At 73.8% G+C, this 18,761-nt stretch carries 20 protein-coding genes; 10 read left to right on the top strand and 10 right to left on the bottom strand.

The window, feature by feature from the left end:
• Positions 1 to 147 precede the first annotated feature (147 nt).
• Positions 148 to 1,407: an MFS transporter gene (locus AB0D46_RS17565; protein WP_362878280.1), complete on the top strand. Its 1,260-nt coding sequence runs from the start codon at positions 148 to 150 to the stop codon at positions 1,405 to 1,407.
• A 33-nt stretch (positions 1,408 to 1,440) separates the two neighbouring features.
• Here AB0D46_RS17565 and AB0D46_RS17560 read toward each other — a convergent pair whose 3' ends face one another.
• Positions 1,441 to 1,803, bottom strand: coding sequence for a cupin domain-containing protein (locus AB0D46_RS17560; protein ID WP_362878278.1), 363 nt, complete (start codon positions 1,801 to 1,803; stop codon positions 1,441 to 1,443).
• Positions 1,804 to 1,851: 48 nt separating this feature from the next.
• Here AB0D46_RS17560 and AB0D46_RS17555 point away from each other — a divergent pair, with 48 nt between their 5' ends.
• Positions 1,852 to 2,667, top strand: coding sequence for an AraC family transcriptional regulator (locus AB0D46_RS17555; protein WP_362878276.1), 816 nt, complete (start codon positions 1,852 to 1,854; stop codon positions 2,665 to 2,667).
• A 64-nt stretch (positions 2,668 to 2,731) separates the two neighbouring features.
• A complete protein-coding gene (locus tag AB0D46_RS17550; protein ID WP_362878274.1) occupies positions 2,732 to 2,935 on the top strand; it encodes a hypothetical protein in 204 nt (67 codons plus the stop codon).
• 14 nt (positions 2,936 to 2,949) lie between these two features.
• On the opposite strand, the gene AB0D46_RS17545 is transcribed toward AB0D46_RS17550, so the two are convergent.
• From AB0D46_RS17545 to AB0D46_RS17535, 3 genes are all read right to left on the bottom strand, one after another.
• Positions 2,950 to 4,287 (bottom strand): carboxyl transferase domain-containing protein, encoded by a 1,338-nt coding sequence (locus AB0D46_RS17545; RefSeq protein WP_362878272.1) that lies wholly within the window; start codon positions 4,285 to 4,287, stop codon positions 2,950 to 2,952.
• Positions 4,288 to 4,350: 63 nt separating this feature from the next.
• On the bottom strand, positions 4,351 to 5,910 hold the full coding sequence (locus AB0D46_RS17540; protein ID WP_362878270.1) for a GAF domain-containing protein: 1,560 nt from the start codon (positions 5,908 to 5,910) through the stop codon (positions 4,351 to 4,353).
• The gene (locus AB0D46_RS17535; RefSeq protein ID WP_362878268.1) at positions 5,907 to 6,944 is read right to left on the bottom strand and encodes a rod shape-determining protein; all 1,038 of its coding nucleotides are present in this window, start codon (positions 6,942 to 6,944) and stop codon (positions 5,907 to 5,909) included. Before AB0D46_RS17535 ends, AB0D46_RS17540 begins: the two co-directional genes overlap by 4 nt.
• Before the next feature lie 219 nt (positions 6,945 to 7,163).
• Between AB0D46_RS17535 and AB0D46_RS17530 the strand changes: the two genes are divergently transcribed.
• Positions 7,164 to 7,874 (top strand): triacylglycerol lipase, encoded by a 711-nt coding sequence (locus AB0D46_RS17530; protein WP_362878267.1) that lies wholly within the window; start codon positions 7,164 to 7,166, stop codon positions 7,872 to 7,874.
• A gap of 11 nt (positions 7,875 to 7,885) precedes the next feature.
• Here the strand turns inward: AB0D46_RS17530 and AB0D46_RS17525 are convergent, their stop codons facing one another.
• On the bottom strand, positions 7,886 to 8,488 hold the full coding sequence (locus tag AB0D46_RS17525) for a hypothetical protein (protein ID WP_362878265.1): 603 nt from the start codon (positions 8,486 to 8,488) through the stop codon (positions 7,886 to 7,888).
• Positions 8,489 to 8,674: 186 nt separating this feature from the next.
• Between AB0D46_RS17525 and AB0D46_RS17520 the strand changes: the two genes are divergently transcribed.
• A complete protein-coding gene (locus AB0D46_RS17520; RefSeq protein ID WP_362878263.1) occupies positions 8,675 to 9,310 on the top strand; it encodes a hypothetical protein in 636 nt (211 codons plus the stop codon).
• A gap of 12 nt (positions 9,311 to 9,322) precedes the next feature.
• Here AB0D46_RS17520 and AB0D46_RS17515 read toward each other — a convergent pair whose 3' ends face one another.
• Complete coding sequence (locus tag AB0D46_RS17515; protein WP_362878261.1) at positions 9,323 to 9,745, bottom strand: MarR family transcriptional regulator; 423 nt, start codon at positions 9,743 to 9,745, stop codon at positions 9,323 to 9,325.
• Between the two features lie 118 nt (positions 9,746 to 9,863).
• Between AB0D46_RS17515 and AB0D46_RS17510 the strand changes: the two genes are divergently transcribed.
• The 3 genes from AB0D46_RS17510 to AB0D46_RS17500 all read left to right on the top strand — a co-directional run bounded on the left by AB0D46_RS17510 (position 9,864) and on the right by AB0D46_RS17500 (position 12,288).
• Complete coding sequence (locus AB0D46_RS17510) at positions 9,864 to 10,886, top strand: NADP-dependent oxidoreductase (protein WP_362878259.1); 1,023 nt, start codon at positions 9,864 to 9,866, stop codon at positions 10,884 to 10,886.
• 65 nt (positions 10,887 to 10,951) lie between these two features.
• Complete coding sequence (locus tag AB0D46_RS17505; protein WP_362878257.1) at positions 10,952 to 11,374, top strand: organic hydroperoxide resistance protein; 423 nt, start codon at positions 10,952 to 10,954, stop codon at positions 11,372 to 11,374.
• Between the two features lie 68 nt (positions 11,375 to 11,442).
• Positions 11,443 to 12,288: an EI24 domain-containing protein gene (locus tag AB0D46_RS17500; protein WP_362878255.1), complete on the top strand. Its 846-nt coding sequence runs from the start codon at positions 11,443 to 11,445 to the stop codon at positions 12,286 to 12,288.
• Between the two features lie 16 nt (positions 12,289 to 12,304).
• Here AB0D46_RS17500 and AB0D46_RS17495 read toward each other — a convergent pair whose 3' ends face one another.
• Positions 12,305 to 13,204, bottom strand: a complete 900-nt coding sequence (locus tag AB0D46_RS17495; protein ID WP_362878253.1) for an NAD(P)-binding domain-containing protein — start codon at positions 13,202 to 13,204, stop codon at positions 12,305 to 12,307.
• 97 nt (positions 13,205 to 13,301) lie between these two features.
• On the opposite strand from AB0D46_RS17495, the gene AB0D46_RS17490 reads away from it, so the two are divergent.
• Positions 13,302 to 13,655 (top strand): helix-turn-helix domain-containing protein, encoded by a 354-nt coding sequence (locus tag AB0D46_RS17490; RefSeq protein WP_362878251.1) that lies wholly within the window; start codon positions 13,302 to 13,304, stop codon positions 13,653 to 13,655.
• Between the two features lie 55 nt (positions 13,656 to 13,710).
• On the opposite strand, the gene AB0D46_RS17485 is transcribed toward AB0D46_RS17490, so the two are convergent.
• From AB0D46_RS17485 to AB0D46_RS17475, 3 genes are all read right to left on the bottom strand, one after another.
• Positions 13,711 to 14,448 carry a carbon-nitrogen hydrolase family protein gene (locus tag AB0D46_RS17485; protein ID WP_362878249.1) on the bottom strand — a complete coding sequence of 246 codons (738 nt, stop codon included), beginning with the start codon at positions 14,446 to 14,448 and terminating at the stop codon, positions 13,711 to 13,713.
• Positions 14,445 to 15,380: an endonuclease/exonuclease/phosphatase family protein gene (locus AB0D46_RS17480; RefSeq protein ID WP_362878247.1), complete on the bottom strand. Its 936-nt coding sequence runs from the start codon at positions 15,378 to 15,380 to the stop codon at positions 14,445 to 14,447. The genes AB0D46_RS17485 and AB0D46_RS17480 overlap by 4 nt, the downstream gene beginning before the upstream one ends.
• Positions 15,381 to 15,441: 61 nt before the next feature.
• Complete coding sequence (locus AB0D46_RS17475; protein WP_362878375.1) at positions 15,442 to 16,023, bottom strand: TetR/AcrR family transcriptional regulator; 582 nt, start codon at positions 16,021 to 16,023, stop codon at positions 15,442 to 15,444.
• A 212-nt stretch (positions 16,024 to 16,235) separates the two neighbouring features.
• Between AB0D46_RS17475 and AB0D46_RS17470 the strand changes: the two genes are divergently transcribed.
• Complete coding sequence (locus AB0D46_RS17470) at positions 16,236 to 18,689, top strand: glycoside hydrolase family 3 C-terminal domain-containing protein (protein ID WP_362878373.1); 2,454 nt, start codon at positions 16,236 to 16,238, stop codon at positions 18,687 to 18,689.
• Positions 18,690 to 18,761 lie beyond the last annotated feature (72 nt).

The raw sequence follows: 18,761 nt of genomic DNA, 5'->3' as shown, positions 1-18,761 counted from the left end.
TCGGTCAAATGTCCGGTGATGGTGGCGGGTTAGCGGCAGGACCCGGCCAACCCTGGGACACCGGATCCGGGTGGGGAGGGCGTTGCTGATGTGTGAACAACGGCGGACGGCCCCGGGGCCCTCCGCGGCCGCTGGTTATCATCCGCTGTGACCGGTACCGCCTCTCCTCCACAGCCCCGCCGACGGATATTCGCCGACCTGACCCCCTTGCGCACCTCCGCCGACTACCGGCGGCTGTGGGTCGGGAGCACCATTTCCTGGCTGGGACAGGCGATGACCGCCCTCGCCATCTCCCTCCAGGTGTACGAGATCACCGGTTCCAGTTTCTCGGTCGGGTTGGTCGGGCTCTTCTCCCTGGTCCCGCTCGTCGCCTTCGGCCTCTACGGCGGCGCCATCGCCGACACCGTCGACCGGCGCAAGCTCGGCCTCCACAGCTCCCTCGGGCTCACCGGGCTGTCCCTCGCCCTGGCCGGAGCGGCGCTGCTCGACTACCACCGGGTGTGGCTGCTCTACGCGGTCGTCGCCCTCCAGGCCGTCTGCGGGGCGCTGAACGGACCGGCCCGGTCGGCCATGATCCCGAGGTTGCTGCCGAAGGAGCAGCTGCCGGCCGCCAACGCGCTGAACTCCGTCACCATGACCACCGGCATGATGGCCGGGCCCGTGCTCGGCGGCGTCATCGTCGGCTGGTGGGGCTACCAGGCGGCGTACGTGATCGACGCCGTGACCTTCGGCGCCGCCCTGTACGCCATGTGGCGGCTGCCGTCGATGCTGCCCGAGGGCGATGGCAAGCAGGGGCGGGCCTCGGTCATGGACGGGCTGCGCTTCCTCGGCACCCGGCCCAACATCCGGATGACCTTCTTCTCCGACCTGGCCGCGATGGTGCTGGCCCAGCCGCGAGCGCTGTTCCCGGCCATCGCCGTGCTCTGGTACGGCGGTGACGCCAGGACGGTGGGTCTGCTGGTGGCCGCCCCCGCGGTGGGGGCGCTGCTCGGCGGGCTGTTCTCCGGCTGGCAGGGGCGGATCCGCAGCCACGGGCTGGCGATCCTGATCTCCGTCGCGGCGTGGGGGCTGGCCGTGGCGGTCTTCGGACTGACCCGGAACCTGTGGGCCGGCCTGTTCTTCCTGGCCGTGGCCGGCTGCGCCGACACCGTGTCCATGGTGTTCCGCACCACGATGCTCCAGGCCGCCACCCCGGACGGCATGCGCGGCCGGCTCCAAGGCGTCTTCATCGTGGTCGTGGCGGGCGGGCCCCGGCTCGGGGACTTCCTCGCCGGAACCACCGCCGAACTCACCTCACCGGCCGTCGCCGTCACCGGCGGCGGACTCGCCTGCGTCCTCGTGGTGGCCCTGCTCGCCGCCCGGTGGCGCGACTTCGCCCGCTACGACGCCCGCTCGCCGCAGGCCTGAACCCCGGGCCGGCCCTCGGCCGCGGGAGACGGCCTACGCGTCCACCGGCTCGCGGGTGCGTTCGCCGCCCCGGTCGCCGGTGTTCCGGGTGCCGGTGGGTTCGAAGAGCAGGATCGACACCTCCTCCTGCGCCACCGGGAGGTGCTCGACCCCGCGCGGGACCACGTACAGCTCGCCCGGGCGCAGGACGACCTCGTCGTCCCGGAGCCGGATCGTGAGGGTGCCGCTCACCACGAGGAACATCTCGTCGGTGTCCTCGTGGCTGTGCCACACGAACTCGCCGTGGAGGCGGGCCGCCTTGACCTCGTAGTCGTTGACGCGGGCGATGCGGCGCGGAGCCCACCGCTCGGTGAAACCGGCGAACTTCTCGGCGATGTTGACCTTCTGTGTCGTCATGTGGACAGGCTGCCCCGGTGGGCGGGGCCGGTCTTGTACGTTCCTGACATGGCCGCCGCCGCACCCCCGCGCAGTTCCGTCTCCGCCTGGCGGCCGCCGGTCGCCGGCATCGCCGAGGTCTTCCACGCCCGCTTCACCGCGCACGCCTACCCGGCGCACGTCCACGACACCTGGACCCTGATGCTCCTCGACCGCGGCCGGGTGGACTTCGCCCTCGACCGGGAGCGGCACGGCGCGGGGGTCCAGGATCCGGTGATCCTGCTGCCGCCCGGCGTTGCCCACGACGGCCGGACCGTCACCGAGACCGGCTTCCGCAAACGGGTGCTGTACCTCGACACCTCCGTCCTGCCCGAACGGTTGACCGGGGCGGCCGTGGACGCCCCGCTGCTGCGTGATCCGGCCCTGGGCGCGCGCCTGGACGGGCTGCACCGGGCGCTGGCCGCGCCCGATCCGATGGAGGCCGAGACGCGGCTGGCCTTCGTGGGGGAGCGGCTGCGGTGGTGGTTGGCGGGGCGGCGGACCGCGCCGTACGAGGCCCCGGGCGCGGGGGTCGCCGTACGACTGCGGGAGCTGCTGGACGCCCGGGTGGTCGAGGGCGTCACGCTCGCGCAGGCCGCGGCCGTACTGGGCGGCGTACACCCCACCCACCTCGTACGGGCCTTCCGGCGGGCCTACGGGCTGCCGCCGCACGCCTACCTGATCGGGCGGCGGGTGGCCCGGGCGCGGGAGCTGCTGTTGGCGGGGACGCCGGCGGCGGAGGCGGCGACGGCGTCCGGGTTCCACGACCAGGCGCACCTGACCCGGCACTTCGGGCGGCACGTCGGGATCGGGCCGGCCGGATTCGCCCGTTCCGGCCCTATGTGAAGGGAAGTTGGCGGGTTCGTCGCGATGCCGTCGCCACCCCTTCCGTTGCATCTCTGTTCGACATGTGACAGTTCGGCGGTCCTCGCCCGCGCCGATGCCCGCGCCGGCGCCGACATCGGCGGACAACGTCGAGGGCATGGTCGTCCTCGACGACGACGCCCGCGGCCGCACCCGACTGCTGCTCGCCAGTGACGACAACGAGTTCCCGCAGCAGATCACCCGGCTCCACCCGCTGGACGTCCGCCTGCCGGCGCGGCGCCACCGGTAGCCCGGGCCCGGGTCCTACGGCCCGACCACGCCCCGGGCCACACCGAGCGCCACCAGGTCCTGGGGACGGATGCGCAGCTGCTCCGCCGTCTCCGGGGCCCGGTCGGCCGGGCGCTTGAGGATGGCCGCCGCCAACTCCGGTGCGATCACCGAGAAGTAGCTGTCCGGGGTCGCCCAGGTGTTCCCGGGCGCGGCCAGCGCGAGCGCGCCGCCCGAACCGCCCTCGCCGATCAGCAGGGTCGTCACCGGGACGGTGGCCGCGGCGAGCGCCGCGAAGGTGTCGGCGATGGCCGCGCCGGCCCCCGCGTGCTCGGCCGCGGCGTCGTTGGCCGCGCCCGGGGTGTCCACCAGGGTCAGCACCGGGATGCCGAGCCGGTCCGCGAGGCGCACCACGCGGGCGGCCGTACGGTAGCCCGCCGGGCGGGTGGCGGTGCCGCACTGGGCGGCGTACGCCACGGCCCGCCCGCCCCGCAGCCCGAACCCGCACAGCATCCCCGGGTCGACGCCGCCGGCGCGGTCCCCGGAGAGCGGCAGCCGCAGGTCGAAGTACGCCTCCAGGTACGCCTCGGCGCGGGGCCGGTCCGGATGCCGGGCCTGGAGGACGGCGTCCCAGCCGGTGGCGGGCGGCGCCACGTCGGCCAACGCGGCCGGGGGCGGCACGGGGTCGGTCGTCCGGGGCGCGGCCAGCACGCGCAGCCAGTCGGCCAGTACGGCGGGCAGCTCCGCGGGGGGCACCACGGCGTCGACGTGCCCGGCGGCGTACTGGCCCTCGGCGGTGTAGGCGGCCGGATCGGCGTCGGCGGGCCGCACCCGGGACCCGGCGAAGCCGACCTGCGCGCCGGGGAGCGCGAGCACCACGTCGGCGCCGGCGCCGAGGGTGGCCCAGCCGCCACCGGTCGTCGGATCGCGCAGCACCGCGAGCTGCGGCAGGCCGGCCGCGCGGGTCCGGACGCACTGCGCGGCCACCCGCTGGAGCTGGGCCAGCGCGAGCATCCCCTCCTGCATGCGGGACCCGCCGGTGGCGATGAGCGAGACCAGCGGCAGGCGGTGCTCGCGAGCGTGCGTGTACGCGGCTTCGAGCCGGTCTCCGGTGCGGCGGCCGAGGGATCCGCCGAGGAATCCGAACTCGAAGGAGATCAAGGCGGCTTGGTGGCCCCCGATGCGGGCGGTGCCGGTCACGACGGACTCCTGCTCGCCGGTACGGGCCGTGGCCCGGGCCCGGGAGGCGTCGTAGCCGGCCCAGGCGAGAGGGCCGTCGACCGGTGACTCCCCTGGCGGGACCGGGAGTTCGGCGAAGCTGTCGGGATCCACGAGGGCGGCGATGGCGGCACGGGCCGAGAGGCGGGTCGTCACCCCCACACCCTAGGCCGCCGCCGTCCGCCCCCGCCCCTCGACCACCGCCGACCCCGCCCCCCCCTACAGCGGTGACTCCCAGCGCAGCGTCGTGCCCCGGGGGCCCGTGGTGGTGCGGCCGTCGTCCGAGACGCTGAGGTGGACGCGGGTCGGGGTCGCGTCGATGGAGACTTCGATCGCGGTGACCCCGCTGCGCCGGTGCGCCGCGGCCAGCGCCCCGCGCAGGGCGGCGAGCAGGTCACCCGCCACCGCGTCCGGCAGCAACGCGTCCACCGCTCCCGCGAAGTGCACCGACGGCTGGAAGCCGAGCAACACCGCCGCCCCACCGGTCTCCCGCAGCACCCGCCCCCGAAACGTCGTCGGCGCGTCGGTCGGCGGCTGCTGAAGGGCGAAGATGGCCGTCCGGACCTCCTGGATCGTGGAGTCCAGCTCGTCGACGGCCCGGCCCAGTTCCTCCCCGACCGTGTCCCCGGAAGGCGCGTTCGAGGATCGTCGCCGAGTGCTCTCCAGCATCATCTCCGTCGCGAACAGCCGCTGGACCACCAGGTCGTGCAGGTCCCGCGCGATCCGGTCGCGGTCCTCGTACACGGCGAGCTGCTCACGGTCGTGCTGCGCGTCCGCGAGGACGAGCGCCAGCGCGGCCTGCGAGGCGAACTGCGAGGCCAGCAGCCGGTCCACGGCGTCGTACGGCGGCCCGCCCCGCTCCCGGGGCAGGGCCAACGTGCCGATCAGCTGCCCGCCGCTCTGCAGCGGTAGCATCATGCTCGGGCCGAAGCGCTCCCGCACATGGGTGGTCATCCGCGGATCCGTCGCCGAGTCCTCGATGAACACCGGTTCCCCGCCCAGCAGTTGCTCCAGCACCGCCGACCCCGGCGCGATCGCCGTGCCGACCAGGTCCCCGGGGTCCCCGTGCGTGGAGGCGGCGACGATCTCCATGCCGCCCTCCGGGGTCGGCTGGAGCACGACCCCGGCCGCCGCGTCCGCCAGCAGCCGGGCCCGCTCGGCCACGCACATCAGGGCGTCGGCGGCCGGCCTGCCCGCCAGCAGGGTGGTGGTCACCGCGGCGGCGCCCTCGATCCAGCGCTCCCGCCGGCGCACGGTCTCGTACAGCCGCGCGTTGCCGATCGCTATCCCCGCCTGCGAGGCCAGCACCCGCAGCAGCGCGAGGTCCTCTTCGGTGAAGGGGCCCCCGCCGCGCTTCTCCGTGAGGTACAGGTTCCCGAAGACCTCGGTGTGCACCCGGATCGGTACGCCGAGGAACGCGCGCATCGGGGGATGGCCCGGCGGGAAACCGGCCGAGCGGGGGTCCCGCGTCAGGTCGTCCAGGAGCAGCGGTCGCGGGTCGGTGATCAGGGCTCCGAGCAGGCCGGAGCGGCCGTCGGGCAGCCGGGGGATCGCGGCCCGTTCGGCCTCCGTCAGGCCGACGGTGAACAGCCTGGTCAGCCGGGCGCGCTCGGGGTCGATGACCCCGAGCGCGCCGTACCGCGCCGTGCACAGCTCGGCGGCGGATTCCACGATGTGCTGGAGGGTGGCGTGCAGTTCCAGTTCAGAGCCGACGCTGAGCACCGCTTCCAGCAGGACCGGGAGACCGGCCGTCGTGGCGGGGGCCGATTCCCGCGTCATCCGGCCAACGGGTTGAGAACCATGGGGGCGATCTTTCCTTCCAGCATCGCGCCGAGCCCGAGCACGGCGCACACGTCGGGCCGTTCCGCGATGGCCACGGGCATTCCGGTCTGGTCCCGCAGCATCTGGTCCAGGCCGGGCAGCAGGGCGCTGCCGCCCACCATCATGATCCCCCGGTCCGTCAGGTCGGCGACCAGGTCGGGCGGGCAGTCGCGGAGCACCTTGCCGATGCCGTCGAGCACGGCGGTCAGCGGGGTGTGGATGGCGTCGCGGACGGCCGCGGTGTCCACGTGCACGGAACGGGCGAGTCCGGTGGCCACGTCGCGGCCGTGGATGAGGGTGGAGGTCGGGCCGCCGGCGGTGAGGCCGTTGCCGTGCAGGGCCAGCTGGAGCGGGCGGACGGCCTGGCTCGGGAGCATCAGCTCGTGGGCGTGGCGCAGGTGCTGGACCACGGCGTGGTCGATGGCCTCGCCACCGACGGGGATCCGCTGGGCGGTGACGATCGAACCGAGGGACAGGACCGCGACCTGGGTGGCCGCCGCCCCGCACACCATGATCATCGTCGCGGTCGGCTGCTCCACGGGCAGGCCGCAGCCGACGGCCGCCGCGATCAGGGTGTCGACGAGTTCGACGCGCCGGGCGCCGAGCCCCACGAGGGTCTCGACGGTGGCCCGCTGGGCCAGCGGGTCGGCATCGTGCGGGGTGCACGCGGCGGCGCGCAGTCGGGGCTTGCGGCGCAGTGCGCGGCGCAGCTTCTCGCCGAGCAGGTGACGCAGCATCCGCTGGGCCATTTCGATGTCGACGACGGTGCCGCCGGAGACCGGACGCGCGACCCGGATGTAGTCGGGCGTACGGCCCGTCATCCGTTCCGCGAAGGTACCGACGGCGATCAGCGCGCCGGTCCGCGTGTTGACGGCGGCGACGCTGGGCTCGTCGACGACCAGTCCGGCGCCCTTGACGTACACGCGGGTCCTGGCGGCTCCCAGGTCGACGGCGACGTGGCAGCGGCGCAACTGCTCAAGACTGACGGTCACGGCAGATCCTCCCGAGAGCACTGACGCAAGGGACCGGCGGGTGCCGGTCGCATTTCATATCTTCTCGGGTAAATGGGGTGCCGCGCCCGTTGGAATGCTCCGGGCGGGGTGGGTCGCACGGGTCCGGAGGTGCTGCACGGGGGTGGATTTCTGTACCGACAGGCCGCAGGATGCGCGCACGTCCGCGCTACTGGCGCGTAACAAGGTAAAGGGGACCCGATGCTGACGCCCCGCCAGACGATCCTCGCGCTCCTGGCGCTATGCGCCGCCCTGCTCGCGCCCCTGCCGGCCCACGCGGCCGCCGGCGGCGCCCAAGCCGGCGCCGCGCCCGCCGCCGTCCGCAATCCGGTGGTCCTCGTCCACGGTTACAACGCCGACCCGGGCGTCTGGGGATCCCTGCGGGAGGACCTGAAGGCCGACGGGTACACCGACTCGGAGCTGTTCTCGTGGGGTTACGACACCCACCAGTCCGTCAACGAGGTCCTCTCCGGACGCCTCGCCGCGTACGTCGACCAGGTCCGCCGGCAGACCGGCGCCGCCCGGGTCGACATCGTCGGCCACTCCTTCGGATCCCTCGTCAGCCGCTGGTACGTCAAGTACGGCGGCGGCGGCGCGACCGTCGGGCGCTGGATCTCGCTGGCCGGCCCCAACCGCGGCACCTCCACCGCCTGGGCCTGCGCCCTGTGGGACCAGGCGTGCCGGGACATGACCCCCGGCTCCTACGTCGTGAAGAACCTGGCCGCCGGGGACGAGACCCCGGGGGAGGTGCGGTACGCGACCTTCTGGTCGGAGTGCGACGAGATCGTCAACCCCGACAGCAGCGTCCCGCTCACCGGCGCGACCAACACGCCGGTCGGCTGCCTGGACCACAACGACCTGCTCGGCGATGACGCCACCTCGGCCGGAGTCCGCGCCTTCCTCGCCTCCTGACCCGCTCGCGCTCAGGCCGCCCCGGGCGCCCCGCCGTCGACGTCGACCACCCGCTGGAGCAGTCCGTACGTGAACTCCGCCACGCGGGGGCGGCCCGACGCCGTGAACGCGAGGCGCAGGCGGGTCGGGGCGGTGCCCTCCATGGGTAGCGCCGGGGCGAAGGCCCGCGCGACCTCGTCCACCGTCGCCGACCAGGGCCGCAGGTCGGCGGCCGTCTCCAGGACGGGCCCCGGCACGCCCGGGGCCCGGACCAGCCACTCGTTCCACACCGCCCCGTCCGGCGCGGCCAGCACCTCGAAGCGCAGCTCCGGCCAGAGGGGGAGCGCCCACAGCAGCGCCTCGCACTCCAGGTCGCCGATGGTCCGTCGCTCCACGGACTCCGCCGGCCCGAGCACGGAGCGGTAGCGGGCCAGGGCGCCGCGGGAGCGGGGCGAGCGGACCATGGCCTGCCAGCGCTTGTTGGCCTCGCGCTGCTCGGCGAGGCCGGCGCCCGTGCGCAGCCGGGCCTGCTCGGCGAGGTCGGGCTGGAAGTCGGCCATCCGGCGCAGCAGGACCAGCTGGAACGCGGTCGGGCCGAAGGTCGTGCGGGCGCCGGGACGCGGGTGCGCAGTCATGGAGGCAAAGATTCCACACAGGATCCTTACGAACCCGCGATGCGGAAGTCGCGGTCGACCGCGTAGCCTGCGGGCGCCATGGACTACTGCCACGCCTGTCGGAGGCACCTCAACGGCGCACTCGCGTGCGCCGGCTGCGGAACTCCGGCCGCCCACCTGATACCCGCCGCGCCGACCACGGGGGCAGTGCCCCCTGCCGTGCCGCCCGGCTCCGACCCACCCGCCGCGTTGTCGGAGGTGTTCGCCGACTCGCTCGTGGTGCTGTCCGGCCCGGACGAGGGCAGGGCCGGTGCCCGTCGGCGGGCCGGCGGCCGCCGCCGGACCCGGCGCACCGTGCTGTCCGTGGGCCTCGGGCTGGCGCTCGCGGCCGGCAGCTCGATCGCGGTGGCCCGGATCGTGACCGAGGACGATGGCGTCGACCGCGCCGCCAAGGTCGTCATGAAGGACGAGACGGAGCCGCAGCAGGCGGTTCCGGCGCCGACCCTGACCACCGGTGCGGCGCCGTCGGCCAAGGCGGGCGGGGGCGCCGGGACGGCGAAGGCCACCGCGGGCGCCGCGAAGTCGGCCGGGCCCGCGGGGTCGCCGAGCGCGTCCCCGTCCGGATCGGCGGCGCAGGCCTCCGCCTCGGCCAAACCGGAGCCCTCGCAGAGCAGTACCGGGGGCGGGGTCTCCGTACGGCCTTCGAGGCCCGCGCAGCCCGCGCCGAGCACCTCCGCGACGTCGAATCCGCCGCAGCCCACGCCCACGAAGACCAAGCCGGCGAAGCCGACCCCCAAGCCGACGCCCACCGAGGACGACGACTGCTGGTTCATCTGCTGGTGAGCCGCCGGGCGGTCAGCCCAGCATCCTCCTGAGCAGGTCCCGCAGCGCCGTGCGCTCGTCCGCCGACAGCCCGGCCAAGGGCTCGCGGGCGAAGTCCAGGGACTCGCGCAGTCGCTCCGCCGTGTGCAGGCCCTCCTGCGTGGGCGCGGCCAGCTTCACCCGGCGGTCGGCCGGGTCCGGACGGCGTTCGACCAGGCCGCGGGTCTCCAGCCGGTCGATGATGCCGGTCACGTTGGACGGCTCGCAGCGCAGCGTCTGCGCGATGCGGCGCATGGGCAGCGGCTCCATGGACAGCAGCGCCAGTACCCGGGCCTGGGCTCCCGTGAGCTGGTGGCGCGCGGCGGCGTCCTCGTACTCCATGTGGTAGCGGGCCACGACGTCGCCGATGAGCTCGACGACCTCAAGGGTCACTGGGTCTGTGCGACGACTGGGCATGACACCAGCGTACCCATTTACTTGACAACATGAAATATCCAGCTGCATGGTTGTTTCATGTGGTGAAGCACTTTCGGGTGCGACACCGTCCTCCCCCTCAGGTCATCAGGAGTGCCCCATGTCCGAGATCCCTGCCGTCAGCCGCGAATGGCACCTCGTCCGCCGCCCGCAGGGCTGGCCCGTCGCCGAGGACTTCGCCCTGCGCGAGGTTCCGGTGTCCGCCGAGCCCGCGCCCGGCCGGATCCTGGTCCGCAACCTGCACATGTCCGTCGACCCGTACATGCGGGGCCGGATGAACGACACCAAGTCCTACGTACCGCCCTTCCAGCTCGACGAGCCGATGCAGGGCGGTGCGGTCGGCGAGGTCGTCGCCTCCGCCGCCGAGGGCTTCGCCGTCGGCGACCACGTCCTGCACCACCTCGGCTGGCGCGAGTACGCGGAGCTCGACGCGAAGTACGCCACCAAGGTCGACGCGAAGCTCGCCCCGCTCTCCGCCTACCTCGGCGTCCTCGGCATGCCCGGCCTGACCGCCTACGCGGGCCTCTTCGAGGTCGCCTCCTTCAAGGAGGGCGACGCCGTCTTCGTCTCCGGCGCCGCCGGTGCCGTCGGCGGTCTCGTCGGCCAGTTCGCGAAGATCAAGGGCGCCTCCCGGGTGATCGGCTCCGCCGGCTCGGACGAGAAGGTGACGCTCCTCACCGAGAAGTACGGCTTCGACGCCGCCTTCAACTACAAGAACGGCCCCGTCGCCGAGCAGCTGCGCGCCGCCGCCCCCGAAGGCATCGACGTCTACTTCGACAACGTCGGCGGAGACCACCTGGAGGCAGCGATCTCCTCGCTGAACGTCCACGGCCGCGCCACCCTCTGCGGCGCCATCGCCGGCTACAACGACACCGAGCCCGCACCGGGCCCGCGCAACCTGATGATGGTCATCGGCAAGCGGCTGCGGCTCCAGGGCATCCTCGTCGGGGACCACTCCGACCTCCAGCAGCAGTTCGTCCAGGACGTGGCCGGCTGGCTGAACTCCGGCGAGCTCCGCTACGACGAGACGGTCGTCGAAGGCGTCGAGAACGCCACCTCGGCCTTCCTCGGAATGCTCCGCGGCGAGAACACCGGAAAGATGATCGTTTCCTTCACCGGTTAGGCTCACTGCACACCGTCGTGATCGTGGGCGCGCATCACGGCGATTCATCCGGAGGATTTGCTTTCATGTCCATCACCCAGTCCGACGTCAAGTACACCGCCGTGGCCACCGCCGAGAACGGCCGTGACGGCCGCGTCGCCACCAGCGACGGCACGCTCGACGTCGTCGTGAACCCGCCGAAGGAGCTCGGTGGCAACGGCGAGGGCACCAACCCCGAGCAGCTGTTCGCCGCCGGCTACAGCGCCTGCTTCCAGGGTGCCCTCGGTGTCGTCGCGAAGAACGAGAACGCCGACATCTCCGGCTCCACCGTCACCGCCGAGGTCGGCATCGGCAAGAACGACGACGGCTTCGGCCTGATCGTCAAGATCTCCGCCGTGATCCCCAACGTGGACGCCGCCACCGCCAAGGACCTCATCGAGAAGGCCCACCAGGTCTGCCCGTACTCCAAGGCGACCCGCGGCAACATCACGGTCGAGCTGGCCGTCTGACACCCGCCGTACGCGGCGAAGGCCGCACCCCTCCCGGAGGGGTGCGGCCTTCGCCGTAAACTGACCCCATGCGTGATCTTGCGGGGGGCTTCCGGTACTTGCTGGCCGGACAGCGATGGGTGTTCGGACACGGCCGCTGGCTGGGCTTCGGCCTGCTGCCGGGCCTCGTCGCGCTGGTGCTGTACGTCGGCGCGCTGATCGGGCTGTTCCACGGCGCCGACGACTTCACCGCCTGGGCGACGCCCTTCGCCTCGGACTGGTCCTCGCCGTGGCTCGACGTCTTCCGCGGCACGCTGACCGCGTTGGTCTTCGCCCTCGGCCTGTTCCTCGCCGTGATCACCTTCACCGCGGTGACCCTGCTGGTCGGCCAGCCCTTCTACGAGTCGCTCTCCGAGCAGGTGGACCGGACCGAGGGCGGCGAGGTCCCCGAGTCGGGCCGCTCCCTGTGGGCGGACCTCTGGATCTCCGCCCGGGACAGCCTGCGGCTGCTGCTGCGCGTGGCCCTGTTCGGCATCCTGCTGTTCGCCCTCGGGTTCATCCCCGTGATCGGCCAGACCGTCGTCCCCGCCCTCGGGTTCTGCGTCTCCGGCTTCTTCCTCACCCAGGAGCTCACCTCCGTCGCCCTCCAGCGGCGCCGCGTGGACCTCGACGAACAGCTGACCCTGCTGCGGGGGCGCCGCGCGCTGGCCCTCGGCTTCGGGGTGCCGCTGGTGCTGGTGTTCCTCGTCCCGTTCATCGCCGTGTTCCTGATGCCGGGCGCGGTGGCCGGGGCGACCCTGATGGCCCGCGAACTGGTCGGCGCCGACGAGGAGCCCCCGACGGGCGGGGCGCCGGACGCGAAGGGTGGGCCCGGCGGGTTCGGCCAGGCGCCCCCGGTCCCGGGCTTCGGCCCGCCGCCGTCCTCGTACGCGTAGGCCCGCGGACCGGAGGTCACGCCGCCCTGCGGCGCAGCAGAGTGATCGCCCCGGTGGTGTCCTCGCCCGCGTGGGCGGCCGGATCGGCGGCCAGTCGCTCCCGCATCAGGTCCAGGTACGGGGTGATCAGCTCGGCGCTGACGCCCTGCTCGGCGGCGGTCGTCAGCAGGGTCGCACCGGCCGTGACCTGCATGGCCAGGTTGGACTCGACCCCTGAGGTGAAGTCCCGGGAGGCCAGCCGCTCGGCGGCGTCGCCGACGAAGAACCCCATCGCGCCCAGCCATTCGGACAGCAGCGGGGACAGGCTCGCGGGGGCGATGTCCTCGCCCTCGATCAGGGCGTAGGCGTGCGAGATCCCCGCGAACAGCCCGTACATCGCGCTGAGCAGCGCCACGTCGTGCAGGGCCGCGTGCCCCGGGTCCTCGCCGACGAAGCGGGCCCCGGCCGGGACCTCCAGGGCGCCCCGGTGGGTGTCGAACAGGGCGCGCGAGCCGCTGTAGAAGACGTAGCCGCCGGCCGTCGGGGCGCCGATCATCGATGGCGTGCCCATGATCCCGGCGTCCAGGAAGCGGGCGCCGCGGGCCTGCGCCCAGGCGGCTCGGGCCCGGCCCTCGGCGGGGGTGCCGGTGGTGAGGTTGACCAGGTCCTTGCCGTTCAGGTCGACGCCGTCGAGGGCGGCGTCGACCGACTCGTCGTCCAGCAGGCAGAGCACGATCAGGTCGTTCGCCGCGACCGCGGCGGCGGGGTCGGCGGCGACGAGGGCGCCTTCGGGGGCCAGGGCCTCGGCCTTGGCGGCGGTGCGGTTCCAGACGGTGAGCGGGTGCCCGGCGGCGAGCCAGGTGCGGGCGAGGGCGGTCCCCATGGCGCCGAGGCCGAGGAGGGTGAGCGGGGTCTGCGGGGTGTGCGTGTCGGTCATGCCGTTTAGCCTGGTGGCAGGCGGTGAACCGCTCAAGTACGCACTTCGGAGTGGGTGGTTACCTCGAAGTGAGCGAGCAGGTGGGGAGGGGTGCGCGATGGCGCTGACACGCAGGCCCGGGGCGGATCACTGCGGGATCGCCGCGGCGATGTCGGTGATCGACGGCAAGTGGAAGGTCTCGCTGCTGTGGGAGTTGGACCAGCATCCGGGGCGGCGCTTCGGCGAGCTGCGCCGACTGGTCCCGGGCGTCTCGGAGAAGGTCCTCGCCGCGCAACTGCGCGAGCTGGAGGCGGACGGAATCGTCCACCGGGAGGTGTACGACGAGGTCCCACCCCGAGTGGAGTACTCGCTGACCCCCCTCGGCCAGGAACTGAACACGGCCCTGGAGGCGCTGGGCGCCTGGGGAAGCCGACACCTCCTACCGACCCCTGCCCCGGCCGCCGCCGGCTGACCGCCGCCCGACGGGTCGGGCGGCGGCGCGGGCGGTCCCGTCGGGCGGGCTCCCGTCAGGCGGTGGGCCGGGCGGGATCCTCGGCGGGCACCTCCGCCGTCACCACGCCCTCCCGCGTCGGGCCCGCCTCCGCGAGCAGCGTCCCGCCCGGGGCCCACACGGCCGAACGGCCGCAGCCCGTCCACCGCCCGGCCGGGCCGACGTGGTTGGCGAGGACCACGTACAGGCCGTGGTCCCGGGCGATGCCCGGGTAGATCCGGGCCCGTTCGGCGATCCCGTCGCCCGAGCCGTACAGGGTGCTCGCCAGGTGGACCCGGCAGCCGTCGGCCGCCGCCCGGCCGGTCAGCTCCGGGAAGTGGTTGTCGTAGCAGACGCCCAACGAGAAGCGGATGCCGCCGAGTTCGAAGCGTCCGTCGCCGGTGCCGGCCCGGAAGGCGTCGTGTTCCCGCTGGTAGAGGTGCTGCTTCGGGTACGTGGTCAGCAGCGCGCCGTCCGCGCCGTACACCAGCGTCGCGATGAAGGGCCGGCCCCCGTCGGCGGCCGGCAGCGCCACGTTGACCGCGACGGCGACGCCCGCGGAGCGCAGCGGGTCCAGGCGGGGGTCGTCGGCGGCGGTCCACAGCCCCGGATCGGCGGCGAGCGCCTCCAGTTCGTAGCCGGTGAGCGTGAACTCGGGGAACACGACCAGCTCGGCGTCCTGTGCGCGGGCGGCGGCGGCCAGGCCCGCCGCCCGCGCGGCGTTGGCCCCGATGTCGGCGGGGACGCAGCTCAGTTGCGCGGCGGCGATCCTCACGTGCCGGCCCCGGCCGTTTTGACCGGCGACGCGACGAACCGCGCCTCCAGGGACTCGACCACGACGTGGTGGTCGGAGTACGGCGAGTCGGTCACCGCGCATCCGCGCCGGACCTCGCTGCTGAACAGGTAGTCGATCTTCGCGCCGGAGCCGTGCGTGGCCCGCCCGGTGCGCGCGGTGCCGCTCTGGTCGCACTCCCGGTAGCCGCCGTCCAGTTCGGGGCGTGCGGTGTAGAGACCGGCGGGCCAGACCCAGGCGTCCTTGGGGTTCGTGGAGTCGGGGGGGAGGGCGTTGAAGTCCCCGCCGAAGACCGTGCCCGGGAAGGTGTTCACGACCGCCTTGATCTCCTTGAGCTGGTCGTCCCGGTAGTCCCACGTCGGGTGGTCCGGGTTGCTGCCCAGCGGCGAGAGGTGGACGTTGCACAACCGGACCTTCAGCTCCGCCGACGTGGCGCACTGGAAGGGCCGCTGCTGGCCGACGTACGGCTGCGTCGTCGGGTACTCCCGGGCGTCCGTCAGCTGCCCCTTGAGCACGATCGCGGTACCGATCCGGTCGGCCCGCCCGGTGTCCTCGCCGCAGCGGCTGTTCCACTTGCCGGCGGCGCCCTGGGACCACTGGTACGGGGCGAAGCTCTTCGTCCAGTCCGGGCCCAACTGGGTCATCAGGGCGGTGAGGTCGTCCTCGCAGACCTCTTGGAGCAGTACGGCCCGCACGCCCTGGTCCCGGACCTGGCCCTTCACCACGTCGATCTTCTGCTGCGGCGTACCGGTGCCCTCGCAGTGCCACGTGGCGCGCTGCGAGCCGCACATGTTCCAGGACATGACCTGGTACGGCGTCGTGGCGGCGGTGGCCGACGGCGCCCCCGGGCCGGTGGCGAGCAGCAGGGCGGTCAGGACCCCCGCGCCCCTCCTCAGTACTGCGGACGTGCTCATGAAAACTCCCCGTTCTCGGACGACTTGGTCGCCGATCAAGGTATCCGCACGTCCGGCCGGGTCAGTTGGCGGGCCCGGGGCCCCGGAGCAGGGTCAGGAAGGAGCGGAACGCGGCGGGCATGTCCACCGATTCGGGGGCGAGGAGCCACTGGTACTGGAGGCCGTCCATCACCGCCGTCAGCAGCGGGGCGGCCTCCTCCGGGGTCAGGCCCGAGGGCAGTCGCTCCCCGAACTCGGTGCGCAGCACCGCCGCCATCTCGCCGCGCACCTGCGCGTAGCGCTCGGTGAAGAAGTCCCGGGCCGGGTGGCCGTCGGTCACGCTCTCGCCCAGCAACGCGGAGAAGGTCTGCACGATGCCGGGCCGCATGGCGTTGTACTCGACCAGCGAATCCAGCAGGTCCAGCCGCCAGGCGCCGCCCGCGACGCGCGAGCCGCCCCCGGTGTCCCAGCGGTCGCGTTCCTCCAGCACCGCCACGAGCAGGGACTCCTTGGTCGGGAAGTAGTGCAGCAGCCCCTGCTGGGTCAGCCCCACGCGCTCGGCGACCGCACCGAGGGCGGCGCCCCGGTACCCCCGCTCCGCGATCACCTCGACCGCCGCGCGGACGATCTCGCCGCGCCGCTCCTCGCTCCTCGCCCTGGCCATCGCCGGCACCCCTTCCGTTTCGCCCGCCAGCAGGACCGTACGGCATTCGAATGTCACGAACCCATCACGAACCCTACCGTTCACCAGGCAACAGGTCCACCATGGGGCCACCGCACCCACCGCACCCACCGCACCGCACCCAACGAGGAGGCACGGCCGTGACCGATGCTGCCCAGAACGGCGACCGGACCCGCGACGAGATCCGGAACGAGATCCGGAACGAGACCCGCGACCCGAGCGGGGACCGGATCCGCGAGGACGCCGTGGAGGCGGCGCTCGGCAAGCTGGACCTCGACACCAAGACCCGCCTGTTGGCCGGTCAGGACATGTGGTCCCTGCCCGCCCTCCCCGAGATCGGCCTCGGCTCCCTGATCATGTCCGACGGCCCCATCGGCGTGCGCGGCGTGCGCTGGACCGCCGACGACCCGTCGATCGCCCTGCCCTCGCCGACGGCCCTGGCCGCGTCCTGGGACCCGGCCCTCGCCCGCCGGGCGGGCCGCCTGCTGGCCCAGGAGGCCCGCCGCAAGGGCGTCCACGTCCTCCTGGCGCCGACCGTCAACCTGCACCGCTCGCCGCTCGGCGGGCGGCACTTCGAGTGCTACTCCGAGGACCCGTACCTGACCGGCGAGATCGGCAGCGGCTACGTCAACGGCGTGCAGGACGGCGGGGTCGGCACCACCGTCAAGCACTTCGTCGGCAACGACGCGGAGACCGAGCGCTTCACCGTCGACTGCGTCATCGCCCCGCGCCCGCTGCGCGAGCTGTACCTGGCGCCCTTCGAGGCCATCGTGGCCAACGCCCACCCGTGGGGGATCATGACCTCCTACAACCGGATCAACGGCACCTCGATGACCGAGAACGCCCACCTGGTCAACGAGGTCCTGCGCGACGAGTGGGGCTTCGACGGGTACAACGTCTCCGACTGGATGGCGGCCCGCTCCACCACCGGTGACATCCTCGGCGGCCTCGACGTGGCCATGCCGGGCCCCGACACCGTCTACGGCCCCGCCCTCGCCGCGGCCGTCCGGGCCGGCGAGGTCCCCGAGTCCGCGGTGGACTCCGCCGTGCGCAACGTCCTGCGCCTCGCCGCCCGCGTGGGCGTCCTGGAGGGCGCCCCGCCCGCGGTCACCGAGGTGCCGGACGCCGTGGACGGGCAGGCCCTGGCCCGGGAGATCGCGGCCCGCGGCTTCGTCCTCGTACGCAACGAGGGCGGCGCGCTGCCGCTCGCCGGCGGCCGTACCGTCGCCCTGCTCGGCGCCGCCGCCCGCGACGCGCGCATCCTCGGCGGCGGCAGCGCCACCGTGTTCCCCGAGCGGCTGATCACCCCGCTGGGCGGCCTCACCGCGGCCCTCCCGGAGGGCGCCCTGACCTTCGCCGTCGGCGCCGACCCGAGCGACGAGCTCGCCCCCGCCGACACGGGCTTCACCCTGCGGGCCGTCTGCCGCGACGCCTCCGGCGCCGTCCTCGGCGAGGGCGGCCTGCCGAGCGGCCAGGTCCAGTGGATCGGCGAGGACCTGCCCGTGGGGGTCTCGTACGGGACCATGGCGAGCATCGAGGTCACCGGCACCTTCCTGCCGCGCGAGAGCGGCGACCACGCCTTCGGCACCCGGGGACTGGGCGCCTTCGCCCTCACCGTCGACGGTCAGCTCCTGTGGGAGGGCGTCCAAGAACCGGGCGACGAGGCCGACCCCTTCGAGGCCTTCTTCGGCGCCCCCAGCGAACGCGCCCGGATCCCGCTGACCGAGGGTCGGCCCGTGGAGGTGTCGCTGACCTACCAGGTCCCCGACACGGGGGCGATGCCGCTCAAGGCGATCATGTTCTCGCTGCTCCACCTCGGCCCGCGGCGCGACGCCGACGACCTGATCGTCGAGGCCGTGGAAGCCGCCCGGAACGCCGACACCGCCATCGTGGTCGTCGCCACCACCGAGCGGGTCGAGTCCGAGGGATTCGACCGCGAGGACCTCGCCCTGCCGGGCCGTCAGGACGACCTGGTGCGGGCCGTCGCCGCCGTGAACCCGAACACCGTCGTCGTGGTCAACGCGGGCTCCCCGGTGGAGCTGCCCTGGCGCGAGGAGGTCGCCGCGGTCCTGCTGACCTGGTTCCCCGGGCAGGAGGGCGGGGCCGCGCTGGCCGACGTGCTCCTCGGGGACGCCGAGCCCGCCGGGCGCCTGCCCACCACCTGGCCCGTCGCCCTCGCCGACGCGCCCGTCACCGAGGTGATCCCGACCGGGGGGCGCCTGGAGTACGCGGAGGGGCTCCTCATCGGCTACCGGGCCTACGAGGCCCACTCCGTCGTGCCCGCCTACCCCTTCGGACACGGGCTCGGCTACACGGACTGGGCGTACGAATCCCTGGAGGCCGGCCCCGAGGGCGTGCGGGTCCGGCTCACCAACACCGGCACCCGGCCGGGCCGCGAGGTCGTCCAGATCTACCTGGCGCCCGTCGCCGACAGCGTGGAGCGGCCCGCCGGCTGGCTGGCCGGCTTCGCGGGCGTCGACGCCGGCCCCGGGGAGAGCGTCGAGGTGGACATCGCCCTGCCTGCCCGCACCTTCGAGATCTGGGACGAGGAGGCCCGCGACTGGCGTCGGATCGGCGGCCGCTACGAGGTCCGCGCGAGCCGCTCGTACGCCGACACGCGTCTGACGGCCACGCTCGACCTGGCCTGAGCCGGGCGGACCCGGCTCGGCTCGGCTCGACCTGACCCGGGCCGGACCGGGTCCGGCGGCGCGTGACGCGCC

It is taken from the genome of Streptomyces sp. NPDC048383 (assembly GCF_040651775.1).
Taxonomy (GTDB): Bacteria; Actinomycetota; Actinomycetes; order Streptomycetales; family Streptomycetaceae; genus Streptomyces.
This window is presented reverse-complemented; position numbering and strand designations above follow the sequence as displayed.

Bases quoted from the DNA above. Each gene is read 5' to 3' on its own strand.
- AB0D46_RS17500 (WP_362878255.1), top strand. From the start codon at position 11,443: ATGCGTGATCTTGCGGGGGGCTTCCGGTACTTGCTGGCCGGACAGCGA.
- AB0D46_RS17495 (WP_362878253.1), bottom strand. From the start codon at position 13,204: ATGACCGACACGCACACCCCGCAGACCCCGCTCACCCTCCTCGGCCTC.
- AB0D46_RS17480 (WP_362878247.1), bottom strand. From the start codon at position 15,380: ATGAGCACGTCCGCAGTACTGAGGAGGGGCGCGGGGGTCCTGACCGCC.
- AB0D46_RS17490 (WP_362878251.1), top strand. From the start codon at position 13,302: ATGGCGCTGACACGCAGGCCCGGGGCGGATCACTGCGGGATCGCCGCG.
- AB0D46_RS17525 (WP_362878265.1), bottom strand. From the start codon at position 8,488: ATGACTGCGCACCCGCGTCCCGGCGCCCGCACGACCTTCGGCCCGACC.
- AB0D46_RS17530 (WP_362878267.1), top strand. From the start codon at position 7,164: ATGCTGACGCCCCGCCAGACGATCCTCGCGCTCCTGGCGCTATGCGCC.
- AB0D46_RS17560 (WP_362878278.1), bottom strand. From the start codon at position 1,803: ATGACGACACAGAAGGTCAACATCGCCGAGAAGTTCGCCGGTTTCACC.
- AB0D46_RS17510 (WP_362878259.1), top strand. From the start codon at position 9,864: ATGTCCGAGATCCCTGCCGTCAGCCGCGAATGGCACCTCGTCCGCCGC.
- AB0D46_RS17475 (WP_362878375.1), bottom strand. From the start codon at position 16,023: ATGGCCAGGGCGAGGAGCGAGGAGCGGCGCGGCGAGATCGTCCGCGCG.
- AB0D46_RS17555 (WP_362878276.1), top strand. From the start codon at position 1,852: ATGGCCGCCGCCGCACCCCCGCGCAGTTCCGTCTCCGCCTGGCGGCCG.
- AB0D46_RS17505 (WP_362878257.1), top strand. From the start codon at position 10,952: ATGTCCATCACCCAGTCCGACGTCAAGTACACCGCCGTGGCCACCGCC.
- AB0D46_RS17540 (WP_362878270.1), bottom strand. From the start codon at position 5,910: ATGACGCGGGAATCGGCCCCCGCCACGACGGCCGGTCTCCCGGTCCTG.
- AB0D46_RS17515 (WP_362878261.1), bottom strand. From the start codon at position 9,745: ATGCCCAGTCGTCGCACAGACCCAGTGACCCTTGAGGTCGTCGAGCTC.